This is a genomic window from Microcoleus sp. K5-D4 (assembly GCF_036704575.1).
In the GTDB taxonomy this organism is placed as follows: Bacteria; Cyanobacteriota; Cyanobacteriia; order Cyanobacteriales; family Microcoleaceae; genus Microcoleus.
In genome coordinates this window covers 14373-31629 of the sequence record NZ_JAUBSD010000064.1, presented here as the reverse complement: position 1 = coordinate 31629, position 17257 = coordinate 14373, and the positions used below count along the sequence as shown (strand labels likewise).

Annotated in this window: 9 protein-coding genes; 3 read left to right on the top strand and 6 right to left on the bottom strand. The window is 47.9% G+C overall.

What is annotated here, in order from left to right:
- Positions 1-32: 32 nt before the first annotated feature.
- Both queG and QUA77_RS19265 read left to right on the top strand, forming a co-directional pair.
- Entirely contained in the window at positions 33-998 is a 966-nt protein-coding gene (gene queG / locus QUA77_RS19270) for a tRNA epoxyqueuosine(34) reductase QueG (RefSeq protein ID WP_333451877.1), read from the top strand.
- A gap of 174 nt (positions 999-1172) precedes the next feature.
- Positions 1173-1811, top strand: a complete 639-nt coding sequence (locus tag QUA77_RS19265; RefSeq protein ID WP_333451875.1) for an HAD-IA family hydrolase — start codon at positions 1173-1175, stop codon at positions 1809-1811.
- 151 nt (positions 1812-1962) lie between these two features.
- On the opposite strand, the gene QUA77_RS19260 is transcribed toward QUA77_RS19265, so the two are convergent.
- Positions 1963-2790 carry an SWIM zinc finger family protein gene (locus QUA77_RS19260; protein ID WP_333037507.1) on the bottom strand — a complete coding sequence of 276 codons (828 nt, stop codon included), beginning with the start codon at positions 2788-2790 and terminating at the stop codon, positions 1963-1965.
- Between the two features lie 242 nt (positions 2791-3032).
- Positions 3033-6443 carry a DEAD/DEAH box helicase gene (locus QUA77_RS19255; RefSeq protein WP_333451873.1) on the bottom strand — a complete coding sequence of 1137 codons (3411 nt, stop codon included), beginning with the start codon at positions 6441-6443 and terminating at the stop codon, positions 3033-3035.
- Positions 6444-6891: 448 nt separating this feature from the next.
- On the opposite strand from QUA77_RS19255, the gene QUA77_RS19250 reads away from it, so the two are divergent.
- Positions 6892-9045 (top strand): polyribonucleotide nucleotidyltransferase, encoded by a 2154-nt coding sequence (locus tag QUA77_RS19250; RefSeq protein WP_333037503.1) that lies wholly within the window; start codon positions 6892-6894, stop codon positions 9043-9045.
- Positions 9046-9404: 359 nt separating this feature from the next.
- On the opposite strand, the gene QUA77_RS19245 is transcribed toward QUA77_RS19250, so the two are convergent.
- The 4 genes from QUA77_RS19245 to QUA77_RS19230 form a co-directional block, all read right to left on the bottom strand.
- Positions 9405-10718, bottom strand: coding sequence for a Rid family detoxifying hydrolase (locus QUA77_RS19245; protein ID WP_333451871.1), 1314 nt, complete (start codon positions 10716-10718; stop codon positions 9405-9407).
- A gap of 24 nt (positions 10719-10742) precedes the next feature.
- Positions 10743-10898 carry a hypothetical protein gene (locus QUA77_RS19240; RefSeq protein ID WP_333451869.1) on the bottom strand — a complete coding sequence of 52 codons (156 nt, stop codon included), beginning with the start codon at positions 10896-10898 and terminating at the stop codon, positions 10743-10745.
- A gap of 85 nt (positions 10899-10983) precedes the next feature.
- Positions 10984-16296 carry a response regulator gene (locus QUA77_RS19235; RefSeq protein WP_333451867.1) on the bottom strand — a complete coding sequence of 1771 codons (5313 nt, stop codon included), beginning with the start codon at positions 16294-16296 and terminating at the stop codon, positions 10984-10986.
- Between the two features lie 51 nt (positions 16297-16347).
- Positions 16348-17241 (bottom strand): helix-turn-helix domain-containing protein, encoded by an 894-nt coding sequence (locus QUA77_RS19230; protein ID WP_333451865.1) that lies wholly within the window; start codon positions 17239-17241, stop codon positions 16348-16350.
- Positions 17242-17257: the final 16 nt, after the last annotated feature.

Sequence of the window (17257 nt, the reverse complement as noted above, 5' to 3'; positions counted from 1 at the left end):
ATAGCGCATTTCGTGATATGGCATTTGATCCAATGAAAACATCAATTAATAGCGATCGCATTAAGCAAAAAGCCATTGAGTTGGGCTTTCACAAAGTCGGTATCGCCTCAAAAGACACGGATTTCGATCTAGAAAAACAAAGATTGCAAGCTTGGCTGGACAAGGGTTATCAGGCGGATATGGCATGGATGGCAAACCCGAAACGGCAGGATATTCGATTAATAATGCCAGAGGTGCAGTCGTTAATATGTGTCGCCATCAACTACTACACACCTCACCAACGCCCCTCAAATCCCCCTTGTGAGGGGGGGGTCGAGGCAGGGATCGAATATGCTAAAATCTCTCGCTACGGTTGGGGGCGGGATTACCATAGAATTTTGCACAAAAAACTGAAGGTTTTGGCAAATTGGGTGCAATCGCAAGGCGAGGGAATTGAAGCGCGGTATTATGCTGATACCGGGCCGATTCAGGATAAAATGTGGGCGCAACGTGCCGGGATTGGCTGGATTGCCAAAAATGGTAATGTAATTTCGCGCGAATACGGTTCTTGGGTGTTTTTGGGAGAAATCTTGACTAATTTGGAGTTAGCGCCCGATGCACCCCATACGGAACATTGCGGTACTTGCACTCGCTGCATTGAGGCGTGTCCGACGGGGGCAATTACTGAGCCTTTTGTGGTGAATGCCGATCGATGTATAGCCTATCACACGATCGAGAATCGAGCCGAAAAATTGCCCGACGAAATTGCATCTAATTTACAAGGTTGGGTAGCAGGCTGCGATATTTGTCAGGATGTTTGTCCTTGGAATCAGCGATTTGCGAAACCAACTGATGTTGTAGAGTTTGAGCCTTATCCGGAAAATATAGCGCCGACACTTGCAGAATTAGCCGACATTTCCGACGAGGAATGGAACCGCAGATTTACAGCTTCGGCCCTGCGGCGCATTAAACCCGAAATGCTGCGCCGAAATGCGAAAGCAAATCAAATTAACCCTTAAAAGTTGAGAGGTTCGTCAAGGTGCTTAGGGGGCGCATTACCCTATAGATAAACCCTAGGCTATGTACTGAATCGCCAAGAGTGAATACATTATGCAGTAAGTCATTTCCATCTAAGATCTAAAATCTAAAATCTAAAATTGTATGCTCTCCCGTTCCTTATTTGCTATTGTCCAATGACCAAAGTAATTATTTTTGATTTTGACGGTACTTTAGCAGATACAATCGATATTCTTCTGAGCATCACCAACCGTTTGTCAGCAGAATTGGGCTTTAAGTCTGCGACCAAAGAGCAAATAGCTCAACTGAGCAATTTAACTTCTTGGCAACTCCTTCAGTATTCGGGAATTTCTATCTTCAAATTCCCGCTGTTGATTAGAATGTTGAAAGCAGAGTTACGCAGCGAAATTCCCAATATTCAATTATTTCCGGGAATTAAAGAAGTTTTACTGGAGTTAAAAAAACTGGGATTTCAACTGGGCATTATCACATCTAATTCCCGAGAAAATGTCTTGGCGTCGCTGGAAACAAATGGTTTGCAAGACACTTTCACATTTATTTACTCGGGTTCAACTTTTGGCAAACATAAAGTTATTAATAGCTGGCTAAAAAGAGAACATATAAATCCTAAACAAGTCGTTTATGTGGGAGATGAGATTAGAGATATAGACGCTGCTCGAAAAACAGGAATTAAGGTAATGGCTGTAGCTTGGGGTTTTAATTCTCAGGAGGTTTTGGCTGCACACAATCCCGATTTTTTGATTAAACGCCCCCAGGAATTGATAGAGATTATGAGTAATTTGCGGGAAGTGTAAACTGAAATTGCAAAAAGTAAGACTCGTCGGTTGAAATCTATTCTAGACAAACTCTCGCTCCAGCAGAGAGAGACTAAAGAATAAAAGAGGTATGAAAGCCTGATTTGTTATCAGCCAGAGTCGCTCGTATCATCTCTGCGAATAAATTATGTTAATCTCCTTCGCTCCGTTTCAGTGCTGCTAAAACTGCTTGCTGGCTAACTGCTTGGTAGATTTTGCTAAAATGCTGCTTGAGTGCGTCAGATGCAGGGGAGGATTTGCTAGCGGTTCCTTTTCCGTCGGTTGCGATGGGAATTGGGCCTAAGATATCTAATACTGTTTCGCTGCTGGGCGGCGGTACAATAACTACTAAAGATGATTCTAGCTGTTGGTTATATTCCCAAAAGCGATCGACCTTTGGCACTTTAGAATTGGCTGTGGGGGAATTTTCGCCGGAGTTGAGTTGGGAATTTTCCTCTCCTTGCGTACCTCGTCTCTGACGAAGTGCTGTCAAGATTTGCTCTTTGGTTCGGCCCCGCAGTTGGAAGAGTACGAAGGGGTCTTCACTGAAGCGATCGCCCAATAAGTAGTATACTGCACTGATGTGTTTGCAAGGGTTTTTGGGGTCAGGACAGCTACAGCGCGATCGAATATCAGATAAGCTTAACGGAAATAGCGTTTTGCCTGCTGCTGCAAATACATCTTCAATATTGTGTGGCATTTCTCCTGCTAAGAGTTTAGCTGAAAAAACTGCTCTTTGCGACATATTTTCAATCACATAATCCCAATCTTCATCGCTTAAGGTATCAAGTCCTAAAGAAACTTGATAGGGTTTGGGATCGGTTCCTTGAACTATGGCAATTACTTCTTGATTTGGAAATTTAATGCTGAGAACTTTACCTTCGCGCGCATACTGCCAGCCACGTTCTAAGCGCTTTTTAAAGCGGTAGGTATTGATTAAATCTAACCACTGTTGGGTCCACCATTCTCTGTCAATCATAAGCCCAAGGAAGAAGGAAGTTCGGCAACGGATTCTGTAACGGATGTAACGGATGTCAGGAAGAAGGAAGAAGGAAAAAAGCTTTAGTTATCTAGGAGAGTCAGAAACCGAGTCTTTTAGTAAAAAACTGGACTATAACCTTTAATCCTGGTAGAAAACCCGGTTTCTTTGGTCAGAGTGTGTAATTACTCTGATTTTTGACAACTAAAGTCCTCACTAGAAACCGAAGAAAATTCAACACATTATTCTTCTTCGTTTTCTATAATAGCATTGCGATCGAGAATTAGTAAATTGCGAAGTTGGTCTGTATCGAGTTCGGTGAGCCAGTTTTCGCCGGCGCTGACTACTTGTTCGGCTAGAGCTTTTTTGCTTTCGATCATATCGTGTATTTTCTCCTCTAAGGTGCCAGTGCAGACAAATTTATGCACTTGCACGTTGCGAGTTTGACCGATGCGAAATACGCGGTCAGTTGCCTGATTTTCTACTGCGGGATTCCACCATCTGTCATAGTGGAAAACGTGGGTTGCTCTGGTTAAGTTCAAACCTGTGCCGCCTGCTTTTAAAGATAAAATCATAATCGGCGGGCCTTGGGGGTCGTGCTGGAAGCGATCGATCATTTCTTCCCGCTGCTGTTGCCGAATTCCTCCGTACAAGAACAAAACTTCTCGCCCTAAATGCTGTTCTAGATGCGGTTTCAGGAGTTTTCCCCATTCGGCAAATTGAGTAAAAATTAAAGCCCGATCGCCCTCAGCGAGTACCTCTTCTAACATTTCCACCAACCGCTGCAATTTCCCCGATTCCTGACTCTTAATCTCCAATTCTTTCGGCTTAGCTTCTGCTTTCACAAGAGCCGGATGGTTGCAAAGCTGCTTGAGTTTTACCAGCAAAGCCAGAATCATTCCCCGGCGCTGAATGCCTTCTGCTGACTCTAATTCCGCTATTGACTCTTCGACTATTTTCTGATATAATACCGCCTGTTGAGCAGCCAGCCCGCAAAATACAGTCATCTCCTGTTTTTCGGGCAAATCTTGGATGATTTCTTTGTCAGTTTTCAGGCGGCGGAGGATGAAAGGCCGAACGAGCGATCGCAAAGTCTGCAATGATTCTCGATCGCCGTATTTCTCGATCGGAATTGCAAATCGGCGCTGAAAGAAATTGCGCGGCCCCAAATAGCCAGGATTGAGAAACTCCAAAATAGACCACAATTCTTGCAGTCTATTTTCCACCGGAGTTCCCGTCAGCGCAATTTTAAAAGATGCCTCGATTTGCCGCACCGCTTGCGACTGCTTCGCCTCAGAATTTTTAATATTTTGCGCTTCATCTAAAACCAATCCTTGCCATTTAATGCCTTGAAATTCCTTCGCATCTCGAAACACCAGGGCGTAACTGGTAATGATTAAATCCTTTCCTTTAATTGCCGTCGCAAATGCTTTGCCTTTAGCGCGTTTGTCTCCGTGGTGAACTAACACTTTCAGCGTCGGGCCAAATTTTTTGACTTCCCGCTCCCAATTGCCCAATACTGATGTCGGACAAACCAGTAATGTTGGCGCTTCTAGAGAATCTTGTTCCTGTAAGTGCACGAGGAAAGCAATTAGCTCGATGGTCTTACCGAGCCCCATATCGTCCGCGAGACAAGCACCCAAACCCCAGCGTTCTAAGAATGCTAACCAGCCTGCTCCTAGGGCTTGATAAGGCCGCAATTGTCCTCGGAAACTAGCCGGAGTTGCGATCGCACTTACCGCTTGATTATCGCTCAAAGTATTCAACAATTCCTGAAGCTGACCCGTGGCCTCAAAATTCACTACAGGCAATTTTTCGATCATCTGAGTATCGCCCGACGCCAAACGCAAAGCATCCTCCAAAGAAAGAGTCATTTGTTCTTTGCGGCTGGCAAAAAAAGTTTGAGCCGCTTTCACATCCGGCGCGCGCAACTCCACCCACTCGCCGTTAATTTCCACCAAAGGCGAATTCAACGCGGTCAATCTGTCAAATTCGGCCTTAGAAATGCGCTGTCCGCCGATCGTCAATTCCCACTTAAAATTTAGCAGACTTTGCAATCCCACCCCACCTTTCGCCGGAGTCACTTTCGGAGTTTCCGCTTGAATGCTCAAGCCCAAACGACTCGCCCAACCATCCGTCTTTGTCAAACTCGGCGGCAAAACTACGCCCAACCCGCTATCAGCAAACCGCCAAGCTACAGACTTAATAAACTCGTAAGCTTGCAGCGGATTTAATTGGCAAGATTGAGGCCGCTGTGCTTGCAAACTCGGTTCAATTAACGGATAAAGTTTCGAGGCTAAACCCAAGCCGCTAAGCAAAGTTTCTTGAGGCAATTCTATTGTCCGCCCCGCATAAGCCAAACGCTCGACAGAGTTGTTCCAAACAGTTGTCGCGTCCACCAAAAAGTCGGTTTCATCTGCTGCTTGCAAGCAATAATTTAAATTCCAGTTGGCTTTACCGGGCGCTGGCGGTATGAGTTGAAAGCAAGTGCGAAATTGACTTTGTTGAGATAATTGGTTTTGCAGCGGTGCAGTCCAAGCACTCAGCTTGGTTGCCAAGTTTTCCAATGCTGCTGTTTCTACTTGCACAATCCCAGATTCCTGCTGCAAAGCTTGCAGCCATTCGCGCACAGGAGAAACTGTTTTGATCTCTAAAGTAGAGCTACCAGCCGATCGCACTTGACTATCTACAATACTACTCAAAAAGCCTAACACCAATTCCTCCGCCCCCATCGGCAAATCCACCGCTAAAGGCAATTGACTGGATTCTTCTTCCTTTTCCCCTCTTCCTTCTTCCTTCTTCCTTCTTCCTTCTTCCTTCTTTCTGACATCCGTTACATCCGTTACAGAATCCGTTGCCGAACTTCCTTCTTCCTTCTTTCTGACATCCGTTACATCCGTTACAGAATCCGTTGCCGAACTTCCTTCTTCCTTCGATTGATATGTTCTGCAAGCCGTCGGCATTTGCTTAACAAAAGTGGCAAGGCGGAGTGTATCTGTAGAACTATCTAACAACGGTTGCCATTTGGCAATAGCAGAACCGTCCGACTGTTTCTCCAATCCAGGCAAAAATTTGCATCTTGCCAACAAATCCAAACTCCACCTAGCAATATGAGACCAAAAACGCAAATCTGAGCCGACAAAAGAGTCGGGTTCCGTGCTGTTAAGCGGTAGTGATTGCAAGAACACAAAAGCTGCTTGAGGGTTGAGACAAAAACCCTCGACTTGCCAGGGATAAAGGTAAATTTCCTCAATTTTGGCTGGTTCCTCAAGTGCTGCTGCTGAGTGCTGCGGCATCAGATTTGCGTTCGATTCGGAGATTTGGGTAGGAAGTGCGATCGCCCGAATTTCCCTTTGAATTGAGGAGTTTGGGGCGGTAATTTCTGCGTTGGGAGTTTTGGGAGATCGCCTAGTTTTTTTGCTTTTTTCCGGTAGAGTTTCTGCGGTTTCCGGCAATTGCCAATCCAGTTTTCCCGACTGCTGCAAGGAATTTAGGAAACTCTTAAATTCAGCTTCGGTCATTGCTAATGGATGCGGTAAATTTATCCCCGATTCTATGGTTTCAATTGCCCCTATTTTTCGCCAAGTTTCTCCCCAAATAAATAAGCAACTTTTTTCATTCTCTAGGAGCCAACTGCCGTGTAAAATAGCCATATTTTTTTAGCCTGATTTTATATTTAAGTGCGAGGTTGACTAGAGCATTTATATGGGATTTATGAAAAATTTATTTAAAACAAACCGAGGAAATTTTAAGCCAGATAGGAATTAGGTAGAACCTGTATATTTAGGTACTTATGGCACACCTTACGGCTTATTCCCTGACTTAGATAACTAAATCCCTGTTCCTTCTTCCTTCAACGTCCCAATTCCCAAACGAAAATTCATAGTACCATCTATTTCAGGCGTTTAGCGGACGATCGACCGGAGAATCGAGCCCAGACTGCAAAAAATAATTATCGAGTATAAATGCTTACAATCGAGACACAGACAGTCGATCGCGAGGCGATTATCCCTGTCTTTTGGCGTCGGACTCTCAAACATCCTGTGGTAATGTTACGATCCCGACAGAGAAAGAATGTGGTAGATAAGGAAGCAGTGCTACATGGTAGAGATAGACAAGTCAATATCCTTCGATGGACGGGATATTAGACTGAAGATTGGTTTACTAGCGCCTCAAGCAGGCGGTGCAGTTTTGATTCAGTCGGGTGACACGGCGGTTTTGGTGACAGCGACTCGATCGCAGGGGAGAGAAGGAATTGATTTCCTGCCCCTGTTGGTGGATTACGAAGAGAGACTCTACGCTGGCGGTAAAATTCCCGGTGGATTTTTGCGAAGGGAAGGGCGTCCCCCCGAAAAAGTAACTTTGACTGGCCGTTTGATCGATCGACCGCTGCGTCCGCTATTTCCAAGCTGGCTGCGAGATGACATCCAAGTTGTAGCCACAACGGTTTCGATGGACGAACAAGTGCCACCGGACGTTTTGGCGGTGACGGGGGCTTCCGTAGCGATACTGCTGGCGAAAATGCCGTTTTACGGGCCGATGGCCGCGGTGCGAGTCGGCTTGGTAGGGGACGATTTCATCATCAACCCCACCTACAGCGAAATCAAAGAAGGCGAGTTGGATCTGGTGGTAGCTGGTTCTCCTGACGGAGTAATCATGGTAGAAGCCGGCGCCAACCAATTGCCGGAACAGGATATCATCGAGGCGATCGACTTCGGCTATGAAGCAGCCTGTGACTTGATTCAAGCCCAGCGCGAAATTATGGCGGAATTGGGCATCGATTTGGTGGTAGAGGAACGGCCATCGCAAGATTCGGCCCTGGAAACCTTCATTCGCGATCGCGCCCAAGAACCCATCCGCATCATTTTGTCAAGATTTGAAAAAGACAAAACAATACGGAATGCAGCATTGGACGAAGTTAAGGCAAATGAAGTCGAAGCTGCGATCGCCGAACTCCCGGAAGAGGACCCGGTAAAAGTAGCGGCCACCGCCAACAGCAAGGCGATCGGCAACGTTTTCAAAGACGTTACCAAAAAAATGATGCGGAAGCAGATCCTCGAAGATGGCATCCGCGTAGACGGCCGCAAGCTAGACGAGGTGCGACCCGTTTCTTGTCGCGTAGGCGTGCTGCCGTCGCGAGTACACGGCTGTGCGTTGTTTAATCGGGGGTTAACCCAAGTCTTGTCCGCAGCTACCCTGGGAACCCCGGGCGATGCCCAAGACTTAGGAGACGACTTGCACCCGCAGCAAGACAAACGCTACTTGCATCACTACAATTTCCCGCCGTTTTCGGTAGGAGAAACCAAGCCGATGCGATCGCCCGGACGCCGAGAAATCGGTCACGGAGCCCTCGCAGAACGCGCTTTACTGCCGGTTTTGCCATCCAAAGAAGATTTCCCCTACGTGATTCGCGTAGTTTCAGAAATCCTTTCTTCCGACGGTTCCACCTCAATGGGTTCAGTTTGCGCCTCAACGCTAGCATTAATGGATGCAGGCGTTCCCCTTTCCCAACCCGTCAGCGGCGCGGCAATGGGCTTAATTAAAGAAGGCGATGAAGTCCGAATTTTGACTGACATTCAGGCAATTGAAGACTTTTTAGGCGACATGGACTTCAAAGTAGCCGGTACCGACACCGGGATTACTGCTTTGCAGATGGACATGAAAATCAAAGGTTTGCCCTTAGATGTGATTGCCACCGCCATCCGCCAAGCCAAACCGGCCAGACTGCACATTTTAGAAAGAATGCTGGCAACCATCGACACTCCCCGCAAGGAAATGTCGCCGTTTGCACCGCGTTTGCTAACCCTGAAAATCGATCCAGAATTTATCGGTTTGGTAATTGGGCCTGGTGGCAAAACGATCAAAGCCATCACCGAAGAAACCGGTGTCAAAATTGACATCGAAGACGACGGAACCGTGACAATTGCTGGCAACGACAGCGAAAAAGCTCAGCGGGCTTACAACATTGTCCAAGGCATGACGCGCAAGTTGAATGCAGGAGACGTGTATGTCGGCCGCGTAACTCGAATTATTCCGATCGGCGCTTTTGTGGAAATTTTGCCCGGAAAAGAAGGAATGATTCACATTTCCCAGTTAGCGGACTACCGCGTTGGAAAAGTGGAAGACGAGTTAGCTGTGAACGATGAAGTAATTGTCAAAGTGCGAGAAATTGACAATAAAGGTCGAATTAATTTGACCCGCTTGAATATTCATCCCGACGAAGCGGTAGCCGCCCGCGAAGCGCTGAATAAATAGTTTACGGTTGGTAATTGGTAATTACTTGTAGAGTAATTGCTAATTGCTAATTGCTAACTGGTGATTAGTAATTGCTAATTGCTAATTGAGATTAAATCTGATTGTTTCAGATTGATTTGGGAGTAGGTGCGCGACAGCGACAGATCGACAAAAGTGCGATCGGCTGTAGAAGTTAATAAAGTCGCGCACTTTACCCTCGGCGGTTGCTATAAATAAACTTTCAAATTATTCATCTCTCTCCCCTCTTTCTCAGCGCCCTCTGCGCCCTCGGCGGTTAAATCACTCATAAATATTAAAAAAAACAAACTATCCAGAAACCAGACTTATTTAAAAAGCCTGGTTTCTCAAAGAAGCTCAAATCAAATCACAGCAATGCAGTCAATTTCAACTAACACATCTTTCGGCAAACGCGAAACCTCCACACAAGCGCGCGCCGGTGCTGTTTCCGCATCAAAATATTTCGCATAAACCGCATTCACAGCGGCAAAATCATTCATATCTTTGAGGAAAACCGTAGTTTTTACGACATCCAACCAAGTAGCGCCGGCTTCTGTAAGAATGGCTTCGAGATTTGCCATAACTTGTTCGGTTTGTTTGGCTACATCGTCGGTGTAAACAATATCGTTTAGTCTAATGTCGATCGCAATTTGACCAGCTACAAACAGCATAGTTCCCGTAGCGGCGATCGCTTGATTGTATGGGCCAACGGGTGCCGGTGCTTTGTCAGTACGAATAATTTTGCGCGTCATAGATATCACTTTTTGGGATAATTTTTCCGAAGTTTCTGGCTGGTAGATTTCTCCGTCAGAGGTTTCTGGCTGGTAGAGTTTTCCATCTGGCATTATAGCACCAGTTAAATCTGCATTTTTGATATTCCAGCCATAACAGTTACACCGAGTAAAGTCTGCCCTTCTTAAGTTTGCCTCTATCAGATTAGCTCCAATCAAATTAGAATATCGCAGATTTGCTCTTTCTAAATTGGCACCTCGAAGACAAGCATATTTTAGCTCGGCACTGTCAAGTTTTGCCTGTTCTAAATTAGCATTAGTTAAATTCATTCCTGACAGATTAACTTGGCGGAAATTAGCTTTGTGGAATTTAGCTTTTTGAAGTTTTGCCTCAGTCAATATTGCCTCACTTAAATTTGCCATAGTCAAGTCAGCTTCCAGCAAGTATGCCTCAGTCAAATCAGCCTTATTCAGATTAGCTTTACTTAGGTTCGCTTTATACAAAGAAGCTACACGTAGGTCAGCACTATCTAAACTTGTACCACTCAAATTTGCTTCGTCTAAAGTGGTACTAACTAATTTAGCGTTATTAAAGTTTGCTCCTGTCAGATTTGCCCGCTGTAAGTCAGCAAAATTTAAAGTAGCACTACTAAAGTTTGCCCGACTCAAATCTGCACCATTCAGGTCTGCCCAACCCAAATTTGCTGAAGAAGCCCCAACTAAACTGCTCAAATTAGCATTGGTCAGAGATGCTTTAATGAAATTGGCACTATTAAAATTTGCCCGAGTTAGAGTTGCCTCACTCAAGTCTGCACCGGAGAGATTTGAATGCGATAAGTCTATTCCACTCAAGTCCGCACCTTTGAGGTTTTCTTCTCTAAGGTCTGCTGAATGAAATTTTCGTTCGCCTTTGGCGTATCTTTCTAAAAGTTCTTCAGCTTTCATACATTAACCTCGATCGCCCTTCCGCTACACCCACATTCCCAGCCTACCACCAAAACCGAAAGCGCGATCTAAATCTGCGTTAATCTGCGTCAATCCATCTTCATCTGCGGTTACAAATTCCCTTTTTTTAACCGCAGATAGAGGCAGATAAACACAGATAAACGCAGATGAATTCGACATTATCTGCGTCAATCCGCGTCAATCCATTTTCATCTGCGGTTAACAAATTACCTTTTTTAACCGCAGATAAACACAGATTTACACATTACACACCAACCGGAGCACCAACAACCTCACCTTTCAACATCCGAGAAGCAGCATCAAGCAATTGCTCCTCCAAATAAGGCTTAGTGAAATAACCTTTGGCGCCCAAACTGTAAGCCATTTGGCGGTGTCTGTCAGCACCGCGAGAAGTTAGCATCGCGATCGGCAATTCACACAAAACGGCATCTTTCTGCATCCGAGAAAGTAGTTCCAAACCATCCATTCTCGGCATTTCAATATCGCAGAAAACGATATCGCAAGGCAGACCAGATTTCATCTTTTCCCAAGCTTCCTTACCGTCGCGAGCTTCTTCCACACGATAGCCAGACTTCTCGAAAGTAATCGACAATAGCGATCGCACGGTAATCGAGTCATCGACAATCAGCACAGTCGGCTCAGTCTTCTCGATTTCCGCCTCCGCAGCAGCCCGATCGCCCTCATCCCAAAGCGTACCGCCAGTGTCCTTCCGCAGCCTTCCCGTAGCCAAATCGATCAGCTCCAGAACGTCCGCAATCGCCACGATCCGACCGTCCCCGAGCACGGTGGCCCCAGCAATCCCGATCGGCTTCGGCACCGGCCCTTCCAACGGCTTGATCACAATTTCCTGTTCCGTCGAAACCTGATCCACCTGCACCGCCAAGAAATTGCCAGCAGAGCGCAGCACGATCACCGAAATCATGTCATCGTCAGTATTAAAACCGTAAACACTGCCCCGACCCAAATGGCGGCTGTAAGCCAGCAGATCCCGCAGCGGCCGGAACGGCAAGCTTTGACCCCGCCACTCAATGCAAGGCAAACCATCCGCCCCCGTCGTCACCTGATCGCGAGGCACATCGATCATATCCTCGACCCCATCCATCGGGAAAGCAATGCGAGCTCGATCACTAATGCAAGTCAGAGCCTTAGAAATGCTCAACACCAGAGGCAAACGGATCGTAAACACAGTCCCCTTGCCGATGGTTGAATCGATCGACACAGTGCCCCGAATTTCCTGCAACGAAGTCTGCACCACATTCATACCGACCCCCCGGCCGGCGTACTCCGTCGCCTGTTCCTGAGTGCTGAAACCCGGCATAAACAGCAAATCGTAAACTTCCGAGCGAGACATCCTCTGAGCCTGAGCTGCCGTCAGCATACCCTGCTTAATCGCCTTCGCCTTCACCCGTTGCGGGTCAATCCCCGCCCCGTCATCAGAAACCGAAACCACGGTTTGGTTCCCTTGGTGGAAAGCGCGAATCGTAATCCTGCCGACAGCAGGCTTCCCAGCCGCCAGACGCACCTCCGGCGGTTCGATCCCGTGAGTAATCGCATTGTTCACCAAATGAGTCATCGGGTCATATAGCTGATCCACAATCATCTTGTCGATCAAAATATCCTTACCCTCAACCTGCAACTGAGCCTGCTTGCCGCACTTAATCGCGATTTCCCGCACTGCCCGGAACAGCCTGTCCGTCGTCTCCGCAAACGGCTTCATCCGGGCGCGAGTCAAACCTTCTTGCAGTTGAGTAGTGACTTGTCGCAGTTGGCGAGTCACCTGATCCGCCTCATCCACCAAAAACTCAATGTCCGCAGCAGACTCCCGCACCCGCACGATCAGCTCAATAATCTCTTGAGCCAAACTGTGGAAAGGAGTAAACCTGTCCATTTCCTCCGGTCTCCAGGCACTTTCCCGGGTGTGGGCCGAATCCTCAGAGCGCCAGGCCGATCGGTGTCCCTGCCGGTTTGCCAGCAAAGCAATCTCCAAAAGACTCCGCTCGTAGAAATCCTGAGTCCGCTGGCTCACATCGCTCAGCAGCGCAACCTGGTGCAGCAAATTGTCCAAAAACTGCCGCATCCGTTCTTGGTCTTGCTCCAAACTGTTGCGGTTTACCACCAGTTCGCCCATCAAATTGCTGAGGTTGTCCAGTTGCTTGACCGGCACCCGCATCGTCTGGTCGCCGAACCCGCCCGCGCGGGCATTCCGCCTGGGTCTGTTGAGCGCCGACTGCCCCATATTGCCTTCTCCTTGGCGGCCGCTGTCCTTTGGATCTTCCAGCAGTTTTTCTAAATCGCCAAATTCGTCGTCGCTCTCATCGGCAGCAGTGCGCGGAGCTTTACTAGCAGTTGTCGCCGGTAGCCCGTGAATTTCCGGCATAGTTGCGCTCTCGCTAAGGAGTTCTTCGAGATCCGAGAAAACTTCTGTATTTACCGGACTCTGATTTGTGCTTCCAGAAGCTGCTATGACAGCTCCAGCACCCCCTGCAATTAACAGTGCTTCTAAATCGTCAAAATTGCCTTCGGCATCCTCATCGCCTGATTCGCCCTCGGCAAAAAAGTCTGCCAGCGACCCCTCTTCCAACTCCGAGGAATCGGCCTCGCCCGACTCGTCCTCAGCGTCCCAAAAGCCCGTCGTCAGTTCCGAAGTCACCAGAACCTCAGCATCGATCGAATCCAACAAATCATCAAAACCCTCCAACTCTTCGTTGTTGAGAGTAGCCCCGGTTTCCATCGCCGAGAGCAAGTCAGCATCGCCCTCAAACATACCATCGAGAGATTCTGCTGGCAGTGGCTCTAAATCCGCACTTAAAAAATCCGTTTCCAGGGCATTAAACAAATCATCTTCGCCCTCAGACTCCCCGGCGGCATCTGTTGCGGCTCGATCAAACAAATCCGCACTCGCCTCGTCGAACAAACCATCGGCAGGTTGGGCAGACAACTCCTTCACATCCGCAGCGCCGTCATCTGGCGCCGATCCAGCATCGCCTGGGTGCACCATGCCTTCCCCAAACATATCCTCCAAGAAATCGAAAGCTGCGCCCTCATCAGATTCGACATTGGAAATTTCCGACTCAGGACGATCGTCGGACAAAGCCCCAAGTTCAACCTCTGCCGAATTTGTCAAGTCTTGGTCGGAAACAGCGGCACCATTGTTCTCGAACAAACTCCCCAAATCGCCCTCCTCAACTCCCACATCCGCACTCAGCAATTCTGAATCCCCATCCTTCAGCCAAGCCCCACGGGCTTGCCCCGAAGCTTCTCCGTCATACTCAGTACCCGTAGGTACAGAACCGAAAAGCTCAGCCAAATCGGCAGCTTCTCGGGAGGTAGCCACTCCTTGCCGATCCCGCACAGTCTGTTCATCCTCAGAAATCGCGTCTGAGGTCATATCCCCAAACAGCGCATCTAAATCCGTATCGTCCAGCTCCAAGTTGAGCGATTGCACAGACTCGTCTTCCATGCCGAAAGCATCTTCTAGCCAGTTTTCATCTGCAGAGATATCTAAATCAGAATTTGATGTCATGTTAAGAACGTTGCCCATTTCCTCATTTTGTGCGGTGCCTGCAGCTTGATCTCGATCGCCCCCGTTCTCCCCACCTTCGTCTTCTGAAGAAAGGAAATTAGAAGTAATCCCCATCAGCTCGCTCAAATCCGAATCCTCGCCAAGCTCAGAGAACAAATCAAAATCATCCATTTCAGGCAGAGCAAGCGCTTCGGCATCCGCTGAATCATTATTGCCCCCCCCTGCTGCAGGCTCCTTCGATTCTCCGTCTAAAGCCTCAGACTTCAGGGAATACTCCGAAGAGACTGCCGGCCCACCTGTTGCCTCAGATAAGCCTAAATCACCGAACAAGTTCTCGAAATCAGCATTGTCCGTACTACCAGCAGAAGTTTGGGCAGCCACTTCGTCCAAAAGCGTACCGAGAGCATCTTCGTCCCCTTGTCCCCTGGCTGGGGCCACCGTGTCCTCTCGCCGCTCCAAACCGCCCCTACCGTTACCCGTTTTAACCTGTTTGCGAGTTAACCGCTGGCTCGAACCCCCATTTTTCTGACCGGCAGCTAATGCCGATCCCTCTGCCTCTTCTCCAAACAGCAAATCCTCCCCAAACAAACTCGTCAGGTCATCAATCGGAGGCTTCGTGTTCGTTTCGGAACTTTCGGCATCGTATTCGTCAAACAACAAATCAGTAAAATCGCCGGAATTGTCATCGTCTGACCCCAGCATTCCCGCCGCCGATATCCCAGAAGACTGTGCATAGTCGAGGTCTTCTTCTTCTTCCCAAGCGCCGTCGAGCTCCGGGGACTCGCCGTCAAACAAGTCAGCTAAAGTGTTGAGTTCTGCCGCGCCCACTTCCGGGCCGGTGCGGGTCGAGCCTCTAAAAGCACCCGTCTCCATATCCGATTCTGCGAAGGCGGAATCCTCGTCGAACTGGGACGATCGAATACCACTGTCATCGTTGCTGTCGCCGCTGTCGAGTTGGTCGAACAGCTCGTCTATACTCAGCCCAGAAATAGTCGGCAGCAACTTGTTCAATCCATCCGTGGCATCGCCCGATCCCACCAGATCCCAGGCCTCATCCTCAACAGAAACCACATTTGTCCCGGATTTACTCGGTTGAGCGAAGGCCAGCAAATCTTCAAAATCCGTTTCTGGAACCTGAACAGTCGGCTGCAGCGACAGAAGTTTTGCGCTTGGTGCGATCGACGATTCTAGACCAGAAATTACCAGTTCTTGCGCTTGTTTGATGTCTTTGATCACCGTTGGCGCTAAGGTGCGGTAGCTATTTTCTGGATTGGCGATCGCCTTGGATACAGCTTGGATCAATTCTATCCAGCAGGGCAGTTCAAATTCTTCCCCTGCCCTGAGCAAGTTCCGACAAATGTTCTTGAGTTGCCGCCTGCTTTCTGGCCCCTCGGGTTGTTTGAACTCTTGCAGGAGTTCCCGCATCCTCGCCGGCACGTCCGAGTCAAATACTAGCTGCAGCGCGCTGTCTTCTGTTGCTCTGGCATCAGGTACGTAAACTGACCGCGAATCCGGAATACTCCTTGATGAGGCAAACGCCCCGACTCCCACCCCCGCCATAACTTGTTCGGGTACTGGCATCGCGTAGCTATCGTCTGCATGGTATTCTCCGTGTCCGACGAGTCCCCCCAAGTGCCCGTTGAGCTCTTCAAATACTGGTTCTAATTCTCGAACCATCTGTTCTCCCAATTCTTCTGTCAGTCCAAAAGGCCCCGACAGTTGCTCTAACAGCCCTTGCAATGTGTCAAAAATTCGCAGAAAAAGGGACTCTAGCTGTTGGTCTACTTTAACGCTGCACTCTTTTAAAACTTTAAAACTATCTTCTAGTCGGTGAGCTGTTTGCTGAATGCTCGTCAGCCCCAGCATTGCTGCTCCTCCTTTGACAGAGTGAGCGGCCCTAAATACTTCGTTGACCAGTTCTGGGTCTTCGATCGTGGTTTGCAGATTCAGCAAGCCTTGTTCGATCGTATTGAGGTGGTCTTTTGCCTCCTCAATAAAGTAGCCCATTATCCTCTGTTGTTGCTCCGGCAGCATAGTTTTATTCCTGATTTTAAGCGTTATTGTATTGGGTCTATGTTAGTAGTTCTAGAGAAGCTCTTTGTAGATCTCGCCCCTTGCCAAGAGAATAATCTGACTGCGAGATATCGCAAATGTCCTGGCTATTTTTGTTTTCGATATGCCCTCACTTAAAAGATAGCGAATCTCCCGCACTTGTTCGGGTTTAAGTTTGCGCTTGACAGGTGGAAGGAAAGGAAAGCGGTTTTTTTCTATAGCATCGCGGGAGTTATCGGCGGGGGTTCCTTCCCACAAATGGTCGGGATTGACACAACCGCGATCGTAGCAACTATGACCCGCAAAATAACCTGGTTTGACAGGCCTTCCCAGTTTGTGTTCCCGTACAAGTCTGTGACCGTAGAAACTTTTTGTTTTGCCATTAATTTTAGTACCTTTAATGGCGTCACCATCACTTCTTTTAGCCAAGGTACAAATCATGCTGCGGTTCGGCTGTATTTGGGTTCGAGTACCGGGAATTATTTCTTGGTCTGGCAGTTGTTTTTGATGTTTCGGCGCAGATGTACTTCGGACATCTTTAATATGTTCTTTTTTAAACCGATATTGAGAATTTTCCCGCCGATAAACTTCCCACAAATGGTTAGGATTAATGCAGGTGCGGATATCGCAAGTATGGCAAGCAAAGTCTTCGGGTCTGATTTGCAGATCTAATGAATGTTCTAATACTAAACGATGGACAGTAAACGTTTTCCATCCACCGTTAATGCGAAGCCTTTTATTGGCATAGCCCCAGCTATTTTTTGCTAGACTAGAGATAATACAGCTCATCGGCTGAATCTCGCCAAATATGCCGTAAATTACCTCTACTATGTTATCCTCCATCTGTGCAACTCCTACTTTGTTTAGGTGTTGAATTAGCATCCCCGCAGCGGTTTCAAGACTGCGAGGTTGCTTTTTGTCTGCCATCCTTGCCCGACCAACT

Bases quoted from the DNA above. Each gene is read 5' to 3' on its own strand.
- queG (WP_333451877.1), top strand. From the start codon at position 33: ATGAAAACATCAATTAATAGCGATCGCATTAAGCAAAAAGCCATTGAG.
- QUA77_RS19265 (WP_333451875.1), top strand. From the start codon at position 1,173: ATGACCAAAGTAATTATTTTTGATTTTGACGGTACTTTAGCAGATACA.
- QUA77_RS19260 (WP_333037507.1), bottom strand. From the start codon at position 2,790: ATGATTGACAGAGAATGGTGGACCCAACAGTGGTTAGATTTAATCAAT.
- QUA77_RS19255 (WP_333451873.1), bottom strand. From the start codon at position 6,443: ATGGCTATTTTACACGGCAGTTGGCTCCTAGAGAATGAAAAAAGTTGC.
- QUA77_RS19250 (WP_333037503.1), top strand. From the start codon at position 6,892: ATGGTAGAGATAGACAAGTCAATATCCTTCGATGGACGGGATATTAGA.
- QUA77_RS19245 (WP_333451871.1), bottom strand. From the start codon at position 10,718: ATGAAAGCTGAAGAACTTTTAGAAAGATACGCCAAAGGCGAACGAAAA.
- QUA77_RS19240 (WP_333451869.1), bottom strand. From the start codon at position 10,898: ATGTCGAATTCATCTGCGTTTATCTGTGTTTATCTGCCTCTATCTGCG.
- QUA77_RS19235 (WP_333451867.1), bottom strand. From the start codon at position 16,296: ATGCTGCCGGAGCAACAACAGAGGATAATGGGCTACTTTATTGAGGAG.
- QUA77_RS19230 (WP_333451865.1), bottom strand. From the start codon at position 17,241: ATGGCAGACAAAAAGCAACCTCGCAGTCTTGAAACCGCTGCGGGGATG.